Origin of the sequence: Rhodococcus sp. T7 (assembly GCF_009872365.1) — a bacterium.
Taxonomy (GTDB): domain Bacteria; phylum Actinomycetota; class Actinomycetes; order Mycobacteriales; family Mycobacteriaceae; genus Rhodococcus_F.
On record NZ_WXYH01000322.1, the window covers coordinates 122,082 to 140,387 of the forward strand.

Genomic DNA, 18,306 nt, shown 5'->3' on the forward strand with positions numbered 1-18,306 from the left:
CGATCGGGGGACGCGGAATTCATCCTGTTCGAGGGCTGATCGGCGGACAGACGTCACCGTCGGCGCCGTCCATAGTTGGTTGCAGACGGAAGAACCCGCACAGCCGGGATCGAAAAGCCAACGTGGACAGGAAGTCGGACCATGACCATCAGTGCAGAAGTGAATTGCGTGGAGACAGCGAGCCGCACCCGGCGGGTGCTGTTCGTCGGGCGTCCCGGCGCCGGCACCGAGCTGACGCGGTGGGTTGCGTTGCGGCAGTGGGCTTCCGACCGCGGAATCGAATCGATCACCGAATGTGAGGGCGACGTCGTCTGCGCGATCGCGACCGAGGACGTTCTGGACGGACTCTGTTCACCATCCGATGCGATGGCGATGCAGCTGGCGCGGGCTCGAGGGGTGCCCTGCGTCGGCGTTCGCGACGCACACGTGCTCCAGGACGCGATCTGACATGGCCTTCGAGATCATCGAGCGCGGCGAAACCCTGGTGGCCGGGCTGCCCGTGCGCAGCCCCAAGCGGGCACTGGGAAAGCTGAGCGACCCTCGTCTCGACCGCGCCTGGACGAGGGTGCTCCACCACGAGGTCGGTGGGCCGCTCGCGTCCACCTACATCGACTTCGCGCCCGACGTCGAGTCGTATTACACCCAGATCGTCGGGTACGAATGCGCGACGGTGGACGACGCCACGCGGGGGCACGTCATTTCACGGATCCCGCCCGGCACGTACGCGAAGTTCACCTCGCGGGGCATGTTCCCGGACGTGATGCTGCGGTTGTGGGCGCAGGTCAGCGAGGCGGAGGCGCACGGCGACATCGAGCGGACGTACACCGGCGACCTCGAGGCGTATCCGCACGCCTACGCCGTCGACCTGTACATCCCGATCCGCGTGGACGAGTCCGCCGGACCGTCGACGGCAACAGGTGAGATGCGATGATCGAGATCGTCAAGAGGCAGGCCGAATCGTTTGTGGGCCTGACCATTCCCGAAGGAAGACCCGGACGTCCCGGGCCGGGCCGGGAACTCGTCGACTTCACGGTGGAGCGGATCAGGGATCGGGGGATCTCCGAGATCTTCGTCGTGTACGCGGCATCCCCGCCGCCGCGCACGTTCACGGTCGTCGTCGGATACCCGTGCGATTCGACCGACAAGATGGAGCCCGGCGACGTCCTGGTCGGCGTACGGTCCGGCTACTTCGCCCGATTCCGGTGCGAGGACGAATCGGAACCGGACGCGCTGGCCGAGACGTGGTGCGTCGCCGACTACGCGGCGGCGCGCGGCAGGATCGAACGCGCTTTCACCGAGGATCTGGAGGTGCATCATCCGGACGGGTCGGTCGAACTGTTCCTCTCGCTGTACTGAGGGCGGACGGGCGGGTCACTCGTGCTCGGCGAGTTTCTCGGGGTCGATCTCGGGCCCGCCCTTGCCGAGCCGCTTGTTCACGACGACGGTCCCGGCCCACAGCACGACACCGATTCCGAGGAGGATGCCCGCGATCTGATACTGCACGGCGGGGCGGTCGGCGAAGGGAGTGACGAGGAAGCCGCACGTGAGGGCGCCGATGATCGGCAGGATGGTCGGTACCCGGAAATGCTTGTGCTCCACCGGTTGCCTGCGCAGGACGAGCACGGTGATGTTGACGATGGTGAACACGCCCAGCAGCAGCAGCGCCGTCGTGCCGCCCAGTTCGGGGACCTCACCGACGAACGTGATGAGGCCGAACGCGAGCAGTGTCGTGAAGACGATCGCGACGTACGGGGTGCGCCTGGTGGAGTGCACGCGGCCGAGCGGGGGCGGCAGGACGCCCTCCCGGCTCATGCCGTACAGCAACCGGCTCGCCATCAGCATGTTGATCAGCGCCGTGTTGGCGACGGCGAACATGGTGATGAACGCGAAGATTCCGATCGGGAAGGCGGGCGCGCCGGCCTGAACGACCTTCAGCAGCGGAGTGTCGCCCTCGCCGAGTTCGCTCACCGGCACCAGCGCGATCGCGGTGATCGACACGAACACGTAGATGCAGCCGGTGATGATGAGACCGGTCAGCAGGACCTTCGGGAAGATGCGGCTCGGTTCCTTGCATTCTTCCGCCATGTTGACCGAGTCCTCGAACCCGACCATCGCGAAGAAGGCGAGGGCGGTCCCGGCGACGACCGCGCCGAGTGCCGATCGGTCGCCGGTGTCGAACGTGGTGACCCGTGAGAAGTCGCCGTCGCCGACGCCGAGGGCCCACAGCCCGATCATGATGATGATCAGGAGTCCGGACAGTTCGACGCAGGTGAGTACGACGTTGGTCTTGACGCTCTCGCTGACGCCGCGGAAGTTGACGAGACCCACCAGCGTCATGAAGCCGATACCGAGCAGGGTGATGCCGATTCCGGTGGAGAAGTCGAGATGGAACGCCTCGACGAAGTTGGCCGCGAACGCCCGCGACGCCGTCGAGGCGGACGTGATTCCCGAGCACATCACGGCGAACGCCACCATGTACGTGAGGAAATGCACACCGAACGCCTTGTGCGTGTAGAGCGCGGCGCCTGCGGCCTTCGGGTACTTCGTGACCAACTCCAGGTAGCTGAACGCCGTGATGATCGCGACGAGGAACGCCACCAGGAACGGCAGCCACACCGCGCCCCCGACCTGATTGGCCACCTTGCCGGTGAGCGCGTAGATGCCGGTGCCGAGGATGTCGCCGACGATGAACAACAGGAGCAGCCCCGGGCCCATGACCCGTTTGAGGCTCGGCTGTTCGGGTGAATTCGAACCAGGTGCGTTCGAATTCGTGGCGTCCGTTGTCGATCCCATGATCCACCGCCTTTCGCTACCGCCTGCGTCCCTCGTTCGAGGAGACGCGTTCGCTAGGGGAGCAGCCCGAGCCTGCGCGCGGTGACCACCGCCTCGTGCCGCGATCGTGCGTCGAGTTTGCTCATGGCGCTGCGCAGATAACTCTTCACCGTCTCGGGCCCGACCGAGAGTCGCTGTGCCGCTTCACCGTTGGTGCAACCAAGGGCGACGTGGGACAGGACGTCGATCTCGCGCGGCGTGAGGTGGACGCCGGGGTCCTCGTCGTCGCCACCGGCGTCCGGGCGCAGGATCCCGGCCAGTCGCTGCGACAGCCCGCGGAGGCGGGCCTGCAGCGAGGTGTCGGTGACGGTCTGCGCGACACTCCGCAGTTCCGCGTGGATGTCCCGGAGTTCCTCGGTGTTGGCGCCGCCTGCACCGTTGCCCTCGAGTGTCTTCATCATCTCGAGGCGGCGGTCGACCTCGTCCCGGATGGCGATTTCGGTACCGAGGCGCCGCGACGCCGCGACGACGATGTCCGCGGTGCGGTCGCCGATCGGCGCGCAATCGCGGATGGCGGCGTACAGCACCGCGCGCGAACTGCCCTGCACCATGACGGGCACCGCCAGGATGGACCGGAGTCCCTCGCTGAGGACGGGCCGGTCGTAGTGGTGCGTGATGGTCGAGGCTCTGCCGTAGTCGTTGACCGACGCGGGTGAGCGCTGGACGACCACGCGACCGCCCAGTCCGGAACGCGCCGGGATGGCGAGCCCCTTGAGGTTGTTGGTGCGGGTGCCGACGAACTCGCTGAGGTGGAGGGTGTCGTCCTGGACCTCGCCGCCGAACAGGACCGGCGCAACGCCGTGAGCTGCGATGGCGCGCAGCTCACCGCGCAGTGCGTCCCCGTCCCGAGGGCGCAGCAGCGACGGTGCTCGAGCAACCAAGTCGTCACCCCTTTCCGGGGGTAGTCACAGCGGTCTGTGAGCTAGATCATAACCGTAGTGGGTTCGGGCGACGGCCCGACCTCTTTACCTGGCCATGAGAACACGAGGAGTACCGCATGACCACCGATCCCGCCGCACGCGTGCGTGAACTGCTGGACCAGTACGACACGCCGACGGCGTCCGCCGCGGAACTGCTGTGTGATCGACACCCCGCCGACGACGTTGCGTTCACCGTCGTCGAATCCGACCTGTCGTCGACGGACCTCACCTACGGCTACCTGCGCGAGCAGTCGTCTCGGTTCGCCGCAGCACTCGCGGACCTCGGGGTGGAGCCGGGGGATCACGTCGCGACGCTGATGGGCAAGTCGGCGGAACTGGTGGTCGCGCTGCTCGGGATCTGGCGCCGGGGCGCCGTCCACGTCCCCCTGTTCACCGCGTTCGCGCCGCCGGCGATCGCGTTCCGGCTCGGTGCCAGCGGCGCGAAGGTCGTCGTCTCCGACGCCAATCAGGTCGAGAAGCTGGCCCCCGGGGAGGACATTCCCGCGGATGCGTCGTGGCAGGTCGTCGTCGTGGGTGGCGGCTCCGGCGCGCTCGACTTCGCGACGCTCGTGGACTCGCACGACGCCACGGACGCGAAGGGTGCGGCCGTCACGGTCGGGGGAGCGGGACCCCTCGTGCAGTTGTTCACCAGCGGCACGACCGGAACCCCGAAGGGCGTGCCGGTGCCCCTGCGCGCACTCGCGTCGTTCCACGCCTACCAGGAGTTCGGCCTCGACGTCCGCAAGGACGACGTGTTCTGGAACGCCGCCGACCCCGGGTGGGCGTACGGCCTCTATTACGCGCTGCTCGGGCCGCTCGCCGCGGGCACCCGCAGCATTCTGCTGCACGCCGGATTCTCCGCACCCCTCACGTGGCAGGTGATGGAGCGGTTCGGCGTCACCAACTTCGCCGCCGCGCCGACCGTCTACCGCAGCCTGCGCGCCGACCCCACGCCGATCCCCGAGACGGTGTCGCTGCGGCGCGCGTCGTCGGCGGGTGAACCCCTCACCCCCGACGTGATCTCGTGGGCCGAGGCCAACCTGAACGTGTTCGTCCGCGACCATTACGGCCAGACCGAACACGGCATGTTCATCGCCAACGCCTGGGCCGACGGGCTGCAGGACGAGGTGCGCGAGGGGTCCATGGGCAAGCCGCTGCCGGGGTGGGCGTGCGCCGTCCTCGCGGACGATTCCGACGCCGTCGCCCCGCCGCGCACCCCGGGGCGGGTCGCCATCGATACCCACAGCCCGCTGATGTGGTTCACCGGCTACGTCGACGCTCCGGAGAAGACTGCGCAGCGGTTCACCGCCGACGGTCGCTGGTACCTCACCGGCGACGCCGGCCAGACCGACGAGGACGGCTTCTACTTCTTCTCCGCCCGCGACGACGACGTGATCATCATGGCCGGCTACCGGATCGGGCCCTTCGACGTCGAGAGCGTGCTCGTCATGCACGACCACGTCGTCGAGGCGGCGGTCGTCGGGATGCCCGACGAACTGCGCGGTGAGGTCCTCGAGGCGTTCGTCGTCCTGCGCGACGGCGTCGACGGGTCCGGCGAACTCGAGGTCGAACTGCAGACCCTGGTGAAGAAGAAGTTCGCCGCGCACGCCTACCCGCGCGCCGTGCACTTCGTCCCGAGCCTGCCGAAGACCCCCAGCGGCAAGGTCCAGCGGTACCTGCTCCGCCAGAAGTAGGCGGCTCCGCCGCTCGTGCGCCTTTCCGGTTGCTCCCGCTACCAGAAAGGCGCACGGGTGCGTCAGCGCGGCGGGTCCCGGGGCGCCCCGGCCAGGTGCGGGTCTAACCTGGTACCCATGTCTGTCCGCACAGCACTGAGCCCCGGAATCGTGTCTCCCGTCCTCGCCGTACCGGCGGGGATCGAGCGTCCCGAGTACGCGTGGAAGCCCACGGCGAAGGAAGGCAACGAGCCGTGGGTCCAGACCCCGGAGACCATCGAGGCCATGCGGGTGGCGAGCAAGATCGCCGCGCAGGCCCTGCAGGAGGCCGGTAAGGCGGTGGCGCCGGGCGTCACCACCGACGAACTCGACCGCATCGCCCACGAGTACATGATCGATCACGGCGCCTACCCGTCGACGCTCGGCTACAAGGGATTCCCCAAGTCGTGCTGCACCTCGCTGAACGAGGTGATCTGCCACGGTATCCCGGATTCGACGGTGATCCAGGACGGTGACATCGTCAACATCGACGTCACCGCCTACATCGGCGGCGTGCACGGAGACACCAACGCCACGTTCCTCGCCGGCGACGTCGCCGAGGAGAACCGGTTGCTGGTGGAGCGGACCCACGAGGCGACGATGCGCGCCATCAAGGCCGTCAAGCCGGGCCGGGCACTCAACGTCGTCGGCCGCGTCATCGAGTCGTACGCGCACCGCTTCGGATACGGCGTGGTCCGCGACTTCACCGGGCACGGCATCGGCACCACGTTCCACAACGGCCTCGTCATCCTCCACTACGACGAGCCTTCCGTGGACACGGTCATCGAACCCGGCATGGTGTTCACGATCGAACCGATGATCAACCTCGGTGACATCGGCTGGGACATGTGGGACGACGACTGGACCGTGGTCACCAAGGACCGCAAGTGGACGGCCCAGTTCGAGCACACCATCGTGGTCACCGAGACCGGCAACGAGATCCTCACCCTGCCTTGAGCGAGAGTCGGTGGAGGGGCGCCCTGCTCGTCGCCGGCACCACGTCCGACGCGGGCAAGAGTGTGCTCGTGGCCGGACTGTGCCGGATGCTGGCGCGGCGGGGTGTCCGGGTGGCGCCGTTCAAGGCGCAGAACATGTCGAACAACTCCGTTGTCACGCTGGACGGCGGCGAGATCGGCCGGGCGCAGGCCCTGCAGGCCGCGGCCTGCGGACTCGAGCCGAGCGTCCGCTTCAACCCGGTGCTGCTGAAACCGGGCAGCGACCGCACGTCGCAACTGGTGGTGCGCGGGCGTGCCGTCACGACGGTCGGGGCCCGCGACTACATCGAGCACCGGCAGCACCTGCGCGCGGTGGTGGCCGAGGAACTGGAATCGCTGCGCGCCGACTACGACGTCGTGCTGTGCGAGGGAGCGGGGTCTCCCGCCGAGATCAACCTGCGGGCCACGGACCTCGCGAACATGGGCCTCGCCCGCGCGGCGGACCTCCCGGTGCTCGTCGTCGGCGACATCGACCGCGGTGGGGTGCTGGCTCACCTGTTCGGCACGGTAGCGGTCCTCGCACCGGAGGATCAGGCGCTGATCGCGGGTTTCGTGATCAACAAGTTCCGCGGCGACGTGTCGTTGCTCGCGCCGGGTCTGGAGCAGTTGACGGCGATGACGGGTCGCCCGACGTTCGGGGTGATTCCCTTCGCCGAGGACCTGTGGCTCGACGCGGAGGATTCGCTTGGTGTGGTGGGGGACGCGCCGGTCGGGCGTCCGGCACCACCGGTCGGCGACGACTGGCTGCGCGTGGCGGCGATCCGACTGCCCCGCATCTCCAATTCGACGGACGTCGAGGCGCTCGCGTGCGAACCGGGGGTGTCGGTGCGCTGGGTCAGCGATCCGTCGCGGCTCGAGGACGCCGACCTGATCGTGCTGCCCGGCAGCAAGTCGACCGTGTCGGATCTGGAGTGGTTGCGCCGCACCGGCATCGCGGACGCGATCACCGTGCATGCGAAACGCGGCGGCCCGGTTCTCGGTGTCTGCGGCGGCTACCAGATGCTCGGGTCCGGCATCGTCGACGACGTCGAATCCGGCCGCGGTGCGGTGCCCGGCCTGGGACTGCTCGACCTCGAGGTGGAGTTCGCCCCGGACAAGGTGCTCGCCCAGGTCCGCGGCGACGCCCACGGAGTTCCGGTGTCCGGGTACGAGATCCATCACGGGCGGGTGCGCCGCAACGGTGATCCGCCGCTGCTCCACGCGAGCAGCGGCGCCGCGGAGGGCAGTATCCGCGGCGCCGTGTACGGCACGCACTGGCACGGTCTGCTCGAGACCGACCGCTTCCGCCGGCTTCTGCTGGACGACGTGGCCGAGCATGCGGGGAGAACCGGTTTCGTCACCGCCCCGGACACGGACGTCGCCGCGATCCGGACCGCTCAACTCGATCTGCTGGCGGACCTGGTGGAGCAGAACCTCGATCTGCACGCCCTCGAGGCGCTGCTCGGCGCGGGCGCCCCGACCGGGCTGCCGGCCATCGCGTCGTCCCTGCTGCGCTAGGCCGTCGCGCGGCGGACGACCGGCCACGCGGTGAGGAGCGTGCCGACGCTGAGTGTGAACAGGCCGACCACCACCGGTGATGCAGCGCGAGCACCCGGGCATTCTCGTGCGGCGCCTGCCCGCAGACCTCGACCGTGCCCGAGGTCGGGAACTCCTGGCATGTGGCGAACCAGCGAACCAGGGCGGTTCGAGCGCGAGGGGTCCCCGATCGCGTAGTTTTTAGCCCATGGAACTGACGCACGTGGCGGTGGGAAATGGAAACTGCACGGTCCGGATCGACGGACCGGAGAGCAAACACACCGTTCTCCTGCTACCGGGGGCCGGCGACGGGCCGGATGTCTATGACGGTGTCTGCGAGCGCCTGCACAATTCGGACCTGCGCACGATCGTGCCCGAGGACATCACCGGTCTCGACGAAGCAGCGGTCATGGGCCTGCTCGACGAGCTGAAGGTCGGGTGGGTCAACCTCGTCGGCAGCCGGGAAGGGGCCGAACTGGCCTGGTCGCTGGCGGCGCGCCAGTTCGGGCGCTTCGCGAGTCTCGTCGTCGCCGACCGGGGGCATCCGGCGGCGCCCGACGCGGCGGGCGCGGTGCGCGGATCCGACTGTCCGGCGGTCGAACTCCCCACGACTGTGATGGTCGGGGACCCCGATCGGCGTGCCGAGGCGGACGCCAGCGGACGCTTCGTCTACTCCGACTTCCGCGTCGTCCAACTCGACGGTGTCAGCAACGTCCCGGCGGCCGCGGCGGCGGAGCTCGCGACCGAGATCGTGCTCCGCACCAGCCCCTGGTAGACCGGTGCGGCCCCACGCCGAGCCCGGCCGGGCTCAGCGTGGGGCGTACATGATGACAGCCATGCCCAGCAGGCAGATGAGGGCGCCCGAGACGTCCCAGCGGTCCGGGCGGAAACCGTCGGCCACCATGCCCCAGATCAGCGAGCCCGCGACGAACACCCCGCCGTAGGCGGCGAGGATGCGGCCGAAGTTTGCATCCGGCTGCATCGTCGCGACGAACCCGTACGCTCCGAGCGCCGCGACACCGGCCCCGATCCAGATCCAGCCCCGGTGCTCGCGAACGCCCTGCCACACCAGCCACGCGCCGCCGATCTCGAACAGTGCCGCGACGGCGAACAGCGCGACGGATCTGGCAACCGTCACTCGAACGGCACGTCGAGGCCGAGGAGAGCGTTCTCGACCACTTCGGGCATCGCCGGGTGGATCCAATACTGTCCGCGTGCCATCTGCTGCGCCGTCAAACCGAAGCTCATCGCCTGGATCAGCGGCTGGATCACTGTCGGCGCCTGGGCGCCGATCACGTGGGCCCCCAGCAGACGCCCGGTGCCCCGTTCGGCGACGACCTTGCAGAGACCCTCGTCGTCCTCCATCGCCCACCCGTACGCGACGTCGCCGTACGCCTGCACCTTGACCGTGACGTCCCAGCCGGCCTCCCGGGCCTCGGCCTCGGTCAGCCCGACGTGCGCGATCTGCGGGTCGGTGAACACGGCGGCGGGAACGAACCGGTGGTCCGAGGCGCGCAGCCCCGACGTGTCCTTCCACGCGTCCTGCAGCAGATTGTGCTGAACGACCCGGGCCTCGTGGTTGGCGACATGCTTGAGCTGGTACGGCGAGGAGACGTCCCCGAGCGCGAAAACACCTTCGGCACTGGTCCGTTGGAATTCGTCGACCACGACGCGTCCCTCGTCGTCGAGGTCGACGCCACCGGCGGCGGCCCCGACGGCGTCCCCGTTCGACTGCCGGCCGGTGGCCACCAGCAGAACGTCGCCCGTGACGACGGTGCCATCCGCGAGTTCGACGGCGACGCCGTCACCGTCCCGGCGCACGGCCGCCACGGCGTGCCCGCGGTGCACGTCCCATTTCTGCTCGGCGAGATCCGTGAATCGGCGGGAGACGTCCTCGTCGAGGTGGCGCAGCAGGCGGGGACTGCGTGCGATCAGCGACACCCGGGTGCCCAGCGCGGAGAACACGTGCGCGAACTCGGCGGCGATGAATCCCGCGCCGATGATCACCATCCGCTCGGGCAGTTCCGGCAGCCGCATGATGTCGTTGTTCGTGTAAAACGGCACACCCGATTCGTGGACGACGTCGGGGATGATCGGCCGCGATCCCGCGGCGATCACCACCTGATCGGCCGTGATCACCTCTCCGGTCCCGGTGTCGAGGGTCCGCGGACCCACGAACGTCGCGTGCCCGCGGAACAGCGTCGTGTTCGGGCTGTCCTCGGCGCGGTAGCGTTCCCCGCCGGCCGAGATCGGGTCGATGCGGCCGAAGACCCGTTTGACGATGTCCGGCCAGCGCACACCCTCGAGTTGCGCGTCGACGCCGTACTTGGCGGAACCGGTGACCGTGCGCGCCACTTCCGCGGCGTAGACGAACATCTTCGTCGGGATGCAGCCCACGTTCAGGCACGTCCCGCCGTACGTGCCCTCCTCCAGGATCGCGACCTTCATGTCCGCGAACCGTTCGTCGGGCAGCGAGTTGCCGGACCCCGAGCCGATGATCGCCAGATCGAAATGGGTCACCGGTTCGCCTCCGCCGCGTTGTGGCCGTGCAGCCACTCGAGCCACAGGTCCACCTCGGCGAATGCCTCGGCGCGGGGCTGGTCGGCGGACAGGAACACGTCGTGCCGGGCGCCCGCGATCGGCACGATCGTCGTGCGGTCGCCCAGGCACCCCGCCCAGCGTGCGATCTGCCGGACGTCGAGGACGGCGTCCGCCGTGTCGACCCGGGGGTCGTATCGCGGCGCGAAGTACGACGCCTTGGAACGCAGGATCAGGGCCGGAACCCCGATGTCGAGTCCCCGGTGCAACTGCGCGTGCCCGCGGCGCACCGCGCGCAGCCACCCGAACGTGACGGGGAAACCGCTCAGCGGCTTCCAGTCGAGGTTGTAGTTCCAGATGCCGTTGCCCTCGACGTGCAGGCTCACGCCGTACGTGTCGAGCCCGGTCTTCGGGATGATCGACTTGCGCTTGACCCGCCCGACCGCGTCGACGGCCACCGTCCCGACGTTCCGCAGGTACGACGGACCCTGCAGATCGAACCACGGGCTGTTGAGGATGACCCCGCTGATGCCGAGGGCCGCGGTGCCGCCCGCCTTGCGCTGCAGGCGGTGCAGCCACAACGGCAGCACCAGGCCGCCCGTCGAATGCGCGACCAGCAGAACCTCGCCGTCGGCGGTCTGTTCCCGGACCTGGCGCAACGCCTCGTCCAGTTCGGCGTCGTAGAGGCTCAGATCGGAGACGAAGTGCGGCGTCTGTCCCGGTTCGAGCGAGCGCCCGCACTTGCGCAGATCGAGTGCGAAGAACGCATAACCCTGTTCGGCGAAGTGCTCGGCCAGGTGCTTCTGGAAGAAGTAATCGGTGAATCCGTGGACGTAGAGCACGGCACGGCCGGTCTTCTTCGTTTCCTGCGCGGGCTGGTAGCGGATCAGTGTCGCCTTCACCTCGCCCTCGCCGTCGGGGTCGGTACCGAGAGGGATGGTCAGCTGTTGATAACCGTCGCCGAGAACGTCGGGAGCCCAAGTAGTCACAGATCACAATCTAATGTGCGTTTCGGGGGTGCGGGGAGGCGCACAATTGGGGCAGGTGATTTTCGCTCATACGCGCGGGTAACCTATCCGGCGAACACGGCAGGCGTATGCGCGTACGGCTATGGACAAGGAAGTCGATACTCCAGTGTCAGATCAGAATGCGGTAGAGACGAAAACGGATGTAGTGCTGGTTGGCGCGGGCATCATGAGCGCGACGCTGGGGGCGATCCTGCGTCAGGTGCAGCCCGATTGGTCGATCACCACATTCGAGCGGCTCGACGCAGTAGCCGCCGAGAGCAGCGACCCGTGGAACAACGCGGGCACCGGGCACTCCGCACTGTGTGAGCTCAATTACACCCCGCAGAACGCCGACGGCAGCGTGGACATCACGAAGGCCGTCAACGTGAACGAGCAGTTCCAGGTGTCGCGGCAGTTCTGGGCGCACGGCGTCGAGACCGGTGTGCTGACGCAGCCCAAGGAGTTCATCAACCCCATCCCGCACGTGAGCTTCGTGCACGGCGAGGCCAACGCGAAGTACCTGCGGGCCCGCTACGACGCCCTCGCCGGCCACCCCCTGTTCGCGGGCATGGAGTACATCGACGCCCCCGACGAGTTCACCCGTCGCCTGCCGTTGATGGCGAAGGGCCGCGACTTCAGCGATCCGATCGCCCTCAACTGGACCCAGGACGGCACCGACGTCGACTTCGGCGCCCTCACCAAGCAGCTCCTCGGTTACGTCGGCGCGTCCGGCGGCGTCGTCCACTTCGGGCACGAGGTCACCGACCTCACCAAGCAGTCCGACGGCAGCTGGGTGGTCAAGGTCACCAACCGCCGCAACGGTGCGAAGAAGGTCGTGCGCGCCAAGTTCGTGTTCGTCGGCGCCGGCGGCGGTGCACTGCACCTGCTGCAGAAGTCCGGCATCGAGGAGGCCAAGGGCTTCGGTGGGTTCCCCGTCAGCGGCGCGTTCCTGCGCTGCACCAACCCGGAGCTCATCGACCAGCACCGCGCCAAGGTCTACGGCAAGGCCGCCGTCGGAGCGCCCCCCATGTCGGTTCCGCACCTCGACACCCGCGTGATCGGCAACAAGCCGGGACTGCTGTTCGGTCCGTACGCCGGCTGGTCGCCCAAGTTCCTCAAGCAGGGCCGCGTCACCGACCTGCCCAGCTCGGTCAAGCCGAACAACCTGCTGTCGATGCTCGGCGTCGGCGTCAGCGAACTCGGTCTCGTCAAGTACCTGATCAGTGAGCTCGCGATGTCCGAGGCCGGCCGCATCGAGACCCTCCGGGAGTTCGTCCCGAAGGCGCTCGGCAAGGACTGGGAGCTGATCACCGCGGGCCAGCGCGTCCAGGTCATCCGCCGGGCCAAGGGCAAGGGTGGCGTCCTCGAATTCGGCACCGCCGTCGTCAACGCCGGCGACGGCAGCATCGCGGGCCTGCTCGGCGCGTCGCCCGGTGCGTCCACCGCGGTGCCCGCCATGCTCGACGTGCTGCAGCGCTGCTTCCCGACCCAGTACGAGTCGTGGAAGCCGAAGCTCCAGGAAATGGTGCCCTCGCTCGGCATCAAGCTCTCCGAAGACACCGGCCTGTTCTCGCAGGTGTGGGATTGGACGTCGAAGGTGCTCCAGCTCGACACCAGCAAGGTCGAGGACGCGTCGGTCGCGGTCTGACCGACCGCCCGGCCGAGGTCCACGGGCGCGCACACTCGCGGGCGCTGTGCGATAGTTGCCTGTCATGACGGCAACTGCAGCACTCAAGCGTTCGTGGGCACTCGATCTCGACAACAAGACGCTCTACGAGTTGCTCCAGCTCCGCGTAGAGGTCTTCGTCGTCGAGCAGGCGTGCCCGTACCCGGAACTCGACGGCCGGGACCTGCTGGCCGAGACGCGCCACTTCTGGCTGGAGCAGGACGGTCAGGTGGTCTGCACGCTCCGCCTCCTCGAGGAGCACGCCGACGGCAACAAGTCGTTCCGCATCGGCCGGCTGTGCACGGCGCGGCCTGCGCGCGGTCAGGGACACACCACGCGTCTGCTGCGCGCCGCGCTCGCCGAGGTCGGTGACGCGCCGTGCCGCATCAACGCGCAGACGTACCTGGTGGACATGTACGCCAAGCACGGTTTCCGGCCGGACGGCGAAGAGTTCGTCGAGGACGGCATTCCGCACGTCCCCATGCGTCGCGGCGGCGGTGCTGTGGCCCAGGCGTACGAGGTGGCGGAGGCGGCCCCGTCGAGCGCCGGGAAGTGAGCGCCGACTAGGGTCGTCAGGTGAATGTCCGCGGGGAAGTCCTGTTCGAATCAGGCGCGGTCCCGCCACTGTGACGGATCTCTGACCGGCTGCCACCACCCTGGTTGCCGATCCGGTCTCCCAGCCAGATTGCCGCGGCGTTCGTACCGGCCAAAGCTCTCGGCGAGGAAACCGGGACGTGAAGGGATGCAGCGTGCGTACGGATCGTGAAGTGGACCAGGTTCGACCCGACTTTTCGTGGGGATTTCCGTTCAGTGCGGTGGTCGGGCAGGACCGGTTGCGGCTGGCGCTCGTCCTCTGCGCTGTCCATCCCGGTATCGGCGGCGTCCTCGTCCGCGGTGAGAAGGGGACGGCCAAGTCGACGGTCGTCCGCGCTCTGACCGCCCTGTTGCCGGCGGTGCAGGACGAGAACGGCACCCGCCCGGCGCGGCTGATCGAGTTGCCCGTCGGAGCCACGGAAGACCGCGTCGTCGGTTCCCTCGATCTCGAGAAGGTGCTGCGCGACGGTGAGCGCGCGTTCCAACCCGGACTGTTGTCGGCCGCTCATCAGGGTGTGCTCTACGTCGACGAGGTCAATCTCCTGCACGACCACCTGGTGGACGTGCTCCTCGACGCGGCGGCGATGGGCCGCGTCCACGTCGAGCGGGACGGCATCTCGCATTCGCACGCCGCCCGGTTCGTCATGGTCGGCACGATGAATCCGGAGGAGGGCGAACTCCGGCCGCAGCTCCTCGACCGGTTCGGGCTCGCCGTCGACGTCGCGGCGTCGCGGGAGGTGGACGTGCGCATGGAGGTGGTCCGGCGTCGTCTGGACTTCGAACGCGATCCCGCAGGGTTCGTCGAGCGCTACGCCGAGCAGGACGCCGCCCTCGCCGCCGCCATCCTCGAGGCCCGCGACCGGCTCGACGCCGTCGTGCTCGACGACGTCGAGTTGCGCCGAATCGCTTCTCTCTGTGCGTCGTTCGATGTGGACGGCATGCGCGCCGATCTCGTTCTCGCCCGCACCGCGACCGCGCACGCCGCGTGGCGGGGCGCGGGGGCCGTCGAGGCGGAGGACGTGCGGGTGGCCGCCGAACTGACCCTGCCGCACCGTCGCCGACGGGATCCGTTCGACGAACCCGGTCTCGACGAACAGCAACTCGACGACGCTCTCCGGCAGGCCGACGAGGACGCGCGGTCCGGCGCCGGGGAACCGCCGGAGCAGGAACCCGGATCTCCGCCCGGCGCACCGCCCGCGGCGGACGGCACGAACACCGACCCCGAGGGACCCGACGATCCCGACGGGCCCGGAGGCGGCGCACCGGCACCGCCGGAGCGCCCGGCCGGGCCGACCGGCACCCAGTTCACCACCAAGTTGCTCGAGGTACCCGGGGTCGGCGAGGGCGCGCCCGGCAGGCGTTCCCGTTCCCGCTCGTCTCGCGGTCGCGCGGTGCGCTCGACCGCCGAGTCGGGGCACGGACTCCACCTGGTCGGTACGCTGTTCGCCGCCGCCGGGCAGCAGGTGGCCCGGGGCCGGACCGCCGGGCGGATGATCCTCGATTCCGTCGATCTGCGCGGAGCGATCCGCGAAGGCCGTGAGGGCAACCTCGTGGTGTTCGTGGTGGACGCGTCCGGGTCGATGGCGGCCCGTGACCGGTTGTCGGCCGTGACCGGCGCCGTCGTCTCACTGCTCCGCGACGCCTACCAGCGCCGTGACAAGGTTGCGGTGATCACGGTCCGCGGGCGTGCCGCGGAACTCGTCCTGCCGCCCACCTCATCGGTCGACATCGCCGTCCGCCGTCTGCAGGGAATGAAGACGGGCGGCAAATCGCCACTGGCAGAAGGATTTCTGCGCGCGCGCGAGGTCGTGTTGCGGGAACGGCTCCGCGACCCGCAGCGCCGCGCCCTCGTCGTCGCGCTGACCGACGGTCGGGCGACCGGCGGCAAGGATGCACTGCACCGGGCGAAGGTGGCCGCGGGGCTGCTCGCCGACAGCGCGGTCGCGTCGGTGGTCGTCGACTGCGAGACCGGGATGGTCCGGCTCGGGCTGGCCGCGGAGCTGTCCCGCCTGCTGCGGGGTGGTTACGTCCGGCTCGGCGAATTGTCCGCGCAGCAGGTCGCGGGCGTCGTCCGCGCCGCGGCCTGACCCGGACACGGAATTCGGTAGGGAGAGAGAAGACACATGCCCAAGGGTGTTCCCGAGAACGTTCCGAACGACGGCCTCACCACGCGTCAGCGGCGCAACGCTCCCGTGCTCGCGGTCCACACCGGACCGGGCAAGGGGAAGTCGACGGCCGCGTTCGGCATGGCGCTGCGCGCCTGGAATCAGGGATTCGACGTCGGGGTGTTCCAGTTCGTCAAGAGCGCCAAGTGGAAGGTGGGGGAGGAAGCGGCCTTCCGCGCGCTCGGCCAACTGCACGACGACACCGGTGTCGGCGGCGCGGTGCAGTGGCACAAGATGGGCGAGGGCTGGTCGTGGACGCGTAAGCACGGCAGCGAGGAAGACCACGCCGCCGCGGCCGCCGAAGGGTGGACCGAGATCGCGCGCAGGCTGGGCGCCGAGGAGCACCGCTTCTACGTGCTCGACGAGTTCACGTATCCCCTGAAGTGGGGGTGGGTGGACGTCGACGAGGTGGTCGAGGTCCTGCGGAACCGGCCGGGTAACCAGCACGTGGTGATCACGGGCCGCGACGCCCCGCAGGCGCTGATCGACGCGGCGGATCTGGTGACGGAGATGACCAAGATCAAGCATCCGATGGACGCCGGCCGGAAGGGCCAGCGAGGCATCGAGTGGTGATCACCCTCCCGACGGTGCCCGCGGTGGTCATCGCCGCACCCGCGTCGGGCAGCGGAAAGACCACCGTCGCAACCGGTTTGGTGGGAGCGCTGCGGGAGTCCGGCTGTGCGGTGGCGCCGTTCAAGGTCGGCCCCGACTACATCGACCCCGGCTACCACGGGCTCGCGGCGGGACGTCCGGGACGCAACCTCGACCCGGTCATGGTCGGCGCGGAGCGGATCGCCCCGCTGTACCGGCACGGGAGTTCGGGGTGCGACCTCGCGGTTGTCGAGGGCGTCATGGGCCTGTTCGACGGCAAGATCGACGCCGCGTCCCACGAGCCGTCGGCCGAGGGATCGACCGCCCAGGTGGCCGCGCTGCTCGGTGCGCCCGTGGTGCTCGTGGTGGACGCCCGCGGCCACAGTCAGAGCCTCGCGGCGGTCCTGCACGGCTTCTCGACGTACGACTCCGGTGTCCGCATCGGCGGAGTGATTCTCAACCGGGTGGGCAGCCCGCGGCACGAACAGGTGCTGCGGCAGGCGTGCGACCGCGTCGGGCTCCCCGTGCTCGGCGCCGTGCCGCGGATGGCCGAACTGGAAGTCCCCTCACGCCACCTCGGGCTGATCCCGGCCGCCGAACACGGCGCCGACGCGGTCAACGCCGTCGACGCGATGACCCGCCTCGCCGCCCGCCACCTCGACCTTCCGGCGATCCGCGCGCTCGCGTCCTCGACGGTCGACGGCCCGGTGTGGGACCCCGTCGCCGAGGTCGGATCACCACCGCCCGGCCCGCGACCCACCGTGGCGATCGCCGGGGGGCGCGCGTTCACGTTCGGGTACGCCGAGCACCGCGAACTCCTGGGCGCGGCCGGTGCGGACGTGACCACGTTCGACCCCCTGCACGATCCGTTGCCGCCCGGTACGAGCGGCGTGGTGCTGCCCGGCGGTTTCCCCGAGGAGCATGCCGTCGCGCTCGCCGGGAACGCCGCGCTCCTGGCGCAGATCCGCGAACTCGCCACCGCGGGGGCGCCGATCCACGCCGAATGCGCCGGTCTTCTCTACCTCGCGCGCACCCTCGACGGCCACGAGATGGCCTCGGTGGTCGGGGTGGACGCCATGTTCGGGTCTCGCCTGACGCTCGGTTACCGCGAAGCGGTGGCCGTGACGGACTCCATCCTCTTTGCGGCGGGTGAGCGGGTGGTCGGCGTCCACTTCCATCGCACGTGGCTCGCCGCGGCGGAGGCGGACGGCTTCGCGCCGGCGTGGGGATGGCGCCCCTGGGACGGCCCCCCGGCGCGCGAGGGCTTCGTGCGCGGCGGTGTGCACGCCTCGTACCTGCACACCCATCCCGCCGGTCACCCGCAGGCGGTCGCCCGTTTCGTTGCCGCGGCGCGCACGTTCTCCGCTCATGGCTGACGTCTGCGTCGGCGTCGGCTTCCGCGCGGCAGCAGGCCGCGCCGACATCGTCGCCGCCGTCCGGCACGTGCTGGCGTCTGCGCACCACGGTTCGGACGCGGCGCTGCACTGCCTGTGCACCCTCGACCGCAAGGCAGCGGAACCGGCCCTCCTGGACGCCGCGTCGGAGTTGGGCGTCCCCGTCCGCGGATTCGCGGCGGGCGAACTCGCCGCCGTCGAGGTGGCCAACCCGTCGGACCGGGTGCACTCGGCGACGGGATCGCCGAGCGTCGCGGAAGCGGCGGCCGTGCTCGGCGCGGGCGGTGGGCCGCTGATCGTGACCAAGTGGTCCGCGAATGGCGTCGTCGTCGCGGCAGCCCGTAAAGTTTCGTAGGTTCGAGACAAGCCGTGCAGGA

The 18,306-nt window shown here is 69.4% G+C and carries 19 protein-coding genes; 13 read left to right on the forward strand and 6 right to left on the reverse strand.

Features of this window, described 5'->3' with window-relative positions; all coding sequences use genetic code 11:
- Positions 1–141 precede the first annotated feature (141 nt).
- The 3 genes from MLGJGCBP_RS25775 to MLGJGCBP_RS25785 are packed head-to-tail and all read left to right on the forward strand — an operon-like array spanning position 142 to position 1,356.
- Positions 142–447, forward strand: a complete 306-nt coding sequence (locus MLGJGCBP_RS25775; RefSeq protein WP_160098911.1) for a hypothetical protein — start codon at positions 142–144, stop codon at positions 445–447.
- 1 nt (position 448) lies between these two features.
- Entirely contained in the window at positions 449–931 is a 483-nt protein-coding gene (locus MLGJGCBP_RS25780; protein ID WP_160098913.1) for a GyrI-like domain-containing protein, read from the forward strand.
- On the forward strand, positions 928–1,356 hold the full coding sequence (locus tag MLGJGCBP_RS25785; RefSeq protein WP_160098915.1) for an AraC family transcriptional regulator: 429 nt from the start codon (positions 928–930) through the stop codon (positions 1,354–1,356). The genes MLGJGCBP_RS25780 and MLGJGCBP_RS25785 overlap by 4 nt, the downstream gene beginning before the upstream one ends.
- A 15-nt stretch (positions 1,357–1,371) precedes the next feature.
- On the opposite strand, the gene MLGJGCBP_RS25790 is transcribed toward MLGJGCBP_RS25785, so the two are convergent.
- Entirely contained in the window at positions 1,372–2,793 is a 1,422-nt protein-coding gene (locus MLGJGCBP_RS25790) for an APC family permease (protein WP_160098917.1), read from the reverse strand.
- Between the two features lie 53 nt (positions 2,794–2,846).
- The gene (locus tag MLGJGCBP_RS25795; protein WP_160098919.1) at positions 2,847–3,713 is read right to left on the reverse strand and encodes a helix-turn-helix transcriptional regulator; all 867 of its coding nucleotides are present in this window, start codon (positions 3,711–3,713) and stop codon (positions 2,847–2,849) included.
- A 116-nt stretch (positions 3,714–3,829) separates the two neighbouring features.
- On the opposite strand from MLGJGCBP_RS25795, the gene MLGJGCBP_RS25800 reads away from it, so the two are divergent.
- The 3 genes from MLGJGCBP_RS25800 to MLGJGCBP_RS25810 all read left to right on the forward strand — a co-directional run bounded on the left by MLGJGCBP_RS25800 (position 3,830) and on the right by MLGJGCBP_RS25810 (position 7,956).
- Entirely contained in the window at positions 3,830–5,446 is a 1,617-nt protein-coding gene (locus tag MLGJGCBP_RS25800) for an AMP-binding protein (RefSeq protein WP_160098921.1), read from the forward strand.
- 117 nt (positions 5,447–5,563) lie between these two features.
- On the forward strand, positions 5,564–6,421 hold the full coding sequence (gene map, locus MLGJGCBP_RS25805; RefSeq protein WP_087555700.1) for a type I methionyl aminopeptidase: 858 nt from the start codon (positions 5,564–5,566) through the stop codon (positions 6,419–6,421).
- Positions 6,418–7,956, forward strand: coding sequence for a cobyric acid synthase (locus MLGJGCBP_RS25810; protein ID WP_160098923.1), 1,539 nt, complete (start codon positions 6,418–6,420; stop codon positions 7,954–7,956). The genes map and MLGJGCBP_RS25810 overlap by 4 nt, the downstream gene beginning before the upstream one ends.
- Here MLGJGCBP_RS25810 and MLGJGCBP_RS25815 read toward each other — a convergent pair.
- The gene (locus MLGJGCBP_RS25815; RefSeq protein WP_160098925.1) at positions 7,953–8,117 is read right to left on the reverse strand and encodes a hypothetical protein; all 165 of its coding nucleotides are present in this window, start codon (positions 8,115–8,117) and stop codon (positions 7,953–7,955) included. The two genes, MLGJGCBP_RS25810 and MLGJGCBP_RS25815, sit on opposite strands and share 4 nt — an antisense overlap.
- Positions 8,118–8,182: 65 nt before the next feature.
- On the opposite strand from MLGJGCBP_RS25815, the gene MLGJGCBP_RS25820 reads away from it, so the two are divergent.
- Positions 8,183–8,749: an alpha/beta fold hydrolase gene (locus MLGJGCBP_RS25820; protein WP_095860754.1), complete on the forward strand. Its 567-nt coding sequence runs from the start codon at positions 8,183–8,185 to the stop codon at positions 8,747–8,749.
- Between the two features lie 33 nt (positions 8,750–8,782).
- On the opposite strand, the gene MLGJGCBP_RS25825 is transcribed toward MLGJGCBP_RS25820, so the two are convergent.
- From MLGJGCBP_RS25825 to MLGJGCBP_RS25835, 3 genes are read right to left on the reverse strand one after another with little or no spacing between them, the layout of a single operon-like run.
- Complete coding sequence (locus tag MLGJGCBP_RS25825; RefSeq protein ID WP_087555703.1) at positions 8,783–9,112, reverse strand: YnfA family protein; 330 nt, start codon at positions 9,110–9,112, stop codon at positions 8,783–8,785.
- Positions 9,109–10,494 carry a mycothione reductase gene (mtr, locus tag MLGJGCBP_RS25830; RefSeq protein WP_160098927.1) on the reverse strand — a complete coding sequence of 462 codons (1,386 nt, stop codon included), beginning with the start codon at positions 10,492–10,494 and terminating at the stop codon, positions 9,109–9,111. The genes MLGJGCBP_RS25825 and mtr overlap by 4 nt, the downstream gene beginning before the upstream one ends.
- Positions 10,491–11,501: an alpha/beta hydrolase gene (locus MLGJGCBP_RS25835; protein WP_087555705.1), complete on the reverse strand. Its 1,011-nt coding sequence runs from the start codon at positions 11,499–11,501 to the stop codon at positions 10,491–10,493. The genes mtr and MLGJGCBP_RS25835 overlap by 4 nt, the downstream gene beginning before the upstream one ends.
- Positions 11,502–11,622: 121 nt before the next feature.
- On the opposite strand from MLGJGCBP_RS25835, the gene mqo reads away from it, so the two are divergent.
- From mqo to MLGJGCBP_RS25865, 6 genes are all read left to right on the forward strand, one after another.
- Positions 11,623–13,167 (forward strand): malate dehydrogenase (quinone), encoded by a 1,545-nt coding sequence (gene mqo, locus MLGJGCBP_RS25840; protein ID WP_160098929.1) that lies wholly within the window; start codon positions 11,623–11,625, stop codon positions 13,165–13,167.
- 64 nt (positions 13,168–13,231) lie between these two features.
- Positions 13,232–13,741, forward strand: coding sequence for a GNAT family N-acetyltransferase (locus MLGJGCBP_RS25845; RefSeq protein WP_160098931.1), 510 nt, complete (start codon positions 13,232–13,234; stop codon positions 13,739–13,741).
- A 211-nt stretch (positions 13,742–13,952) separates the two neighbouring features.
- Positions 13,953–15,866, forward strand: coding sequence for a magnesium chelatase subunit D family protein (locus tag MLGJGCBP_RS25850; RefSeq protein ID WP_160098933.1), 1,914 nt, complete (start codon positions 13,953–13,955; stop codon positions 15,864–15,866).
- A 36-nt stretch (positions 15,867–15,902) separates the two neighbouring features.
- The gene (gene cobO / locus MLGJGCBP_RS25855) at positions 15,903–16,517 is read left to right on the forward strand and encodes a cob(I)yrinic acid a,c-diamide adenosyltransferase (RefSeq protein ID WP_124392813.1); all 615 of its coding nucleotides are present in this window, start codon (positions 15,903–15,905) and stop codon (positions 16,515–16,517) included.
- Entirely contained in the window at positions 16,511–17,911 is a 1,401-nt protein-coding gene (locus MLGJGCBP_RS25860; RefSeq protein ID WP_160098935.1) for a cobyrinate a,c-diamide synthase, read from the forward strand. Before cobO ends, MLGJGCBP_RS25860 begins: the two co-directional genes overlap by 7 nt.
- Entirely contained in the window at positions 17,904–18,284 is a 381-nt protein-coding gene (locus tag MLGJGCBP_RS25865; RefSeq protein ID WP_160098937.1) for a cobalamin biosynthesis protein, read from the forward strand. Before MLGJGCBP_RS25860 ends, MLGJGCBP_RS25865 begins: the two co-directional genes overlap by 8 nt.
- Positions 18,285–18,306: the final 22 nt, after the last annotated feature.

What these genes read in the sequence shown, in the direction of transcription:
- MLGJGCBP_RS25815 (WP_160098925.1), bottom strand. Translation starts at nt 8,117, where the DNA reads ATGCCAGGAGTTCCCGACCTCGGGCACGGTCGAGGTCTGCGGGCAGGC.
- MLGJGCBP_RS25800 (WP_160098921.1), top strand. Translation starts at nt 3,830, where the DNA reads ATGACCACCGATCCCGCCGCACGCGTGCGTGAACTGCTGGACCAGTAC.
- mqo (WP_160098929.1), top strand. Translation starts at nt 11,623, where the DNA reads ATGGACAAGGAAGTCGATACTCCAGTGTCAGATCAGAATGCGGTAGAG.
- MLGJGCBP_RS25785 (WP_160098915.1), top strand. Translation starts at nt 928, where the DNA reads ATGATCGAGATCGTCAAGAGGCAGGCCGAATCGTTTGTGGGCCTGACC.
- MLGJGCBP_RS25790 (WP_160098917.1), bottom strand. Translation starts at nt 2,793, where the DNA reads ATGGGATCGACAACGGACGCCACGAATTCGAACGCACCTGGTTCGAAT.
- MLGJGCBP_RS25865 (WP_160098937.1), top strand. Translation starts at nt 17,904, where the DNA reads ATGGCTGACGTCTGCGTCGGCGTCGGCTTCCGCGCGGCAGCAGGCCGC.
- MLGJGCBP_RS25820 (WP_095860754.1), top strand. Translation starts at nt 8,183, where the DNA reads ATGGAACTGACGCACGTGGCGGTGGGAAATGGAAACTGCACGGTCCGG.
- MLGJGCBP_RS25845 (WP_160098931.1), top strand. Translation starts at nt 13,232, where the DNA reads ATGACGGCAACTGCAGCACTCAAGCGTTCGTGGGCACTCGATCTCGAC.
- cobO (WP_124392813.1), top strand. Translation starts at nt 15,903, where the DNA reads ATGCCCAAGGGTGTTCCCGAGAACGTTCCGAACGACGGCCTCACCACG.
- MLGJGCBP_RS25775 (WP_160098911.1), top strand. Translation starts at nt 142, where the DNA reads ATGACCATCAGTGCAGAAGTGAATTGCGTGGAGACAGCGAGCCGCACC.
- map (WP_087555700.1), top strand. Translation starts at nt 5,564, where the DNA reads ATGTCTGTCCGCACAGCACTGAGCCCCGGAATCGTGTCTCCCGTCCTC.
- MLGJGCBP_RS25780 (WP_160098913.1), top strand. Translation starts at nt 449, where the DNA reads ATGGCCTTCGAGATCATCGAGCGCGGCGAAACCCTGGTGGCCGGGCTG.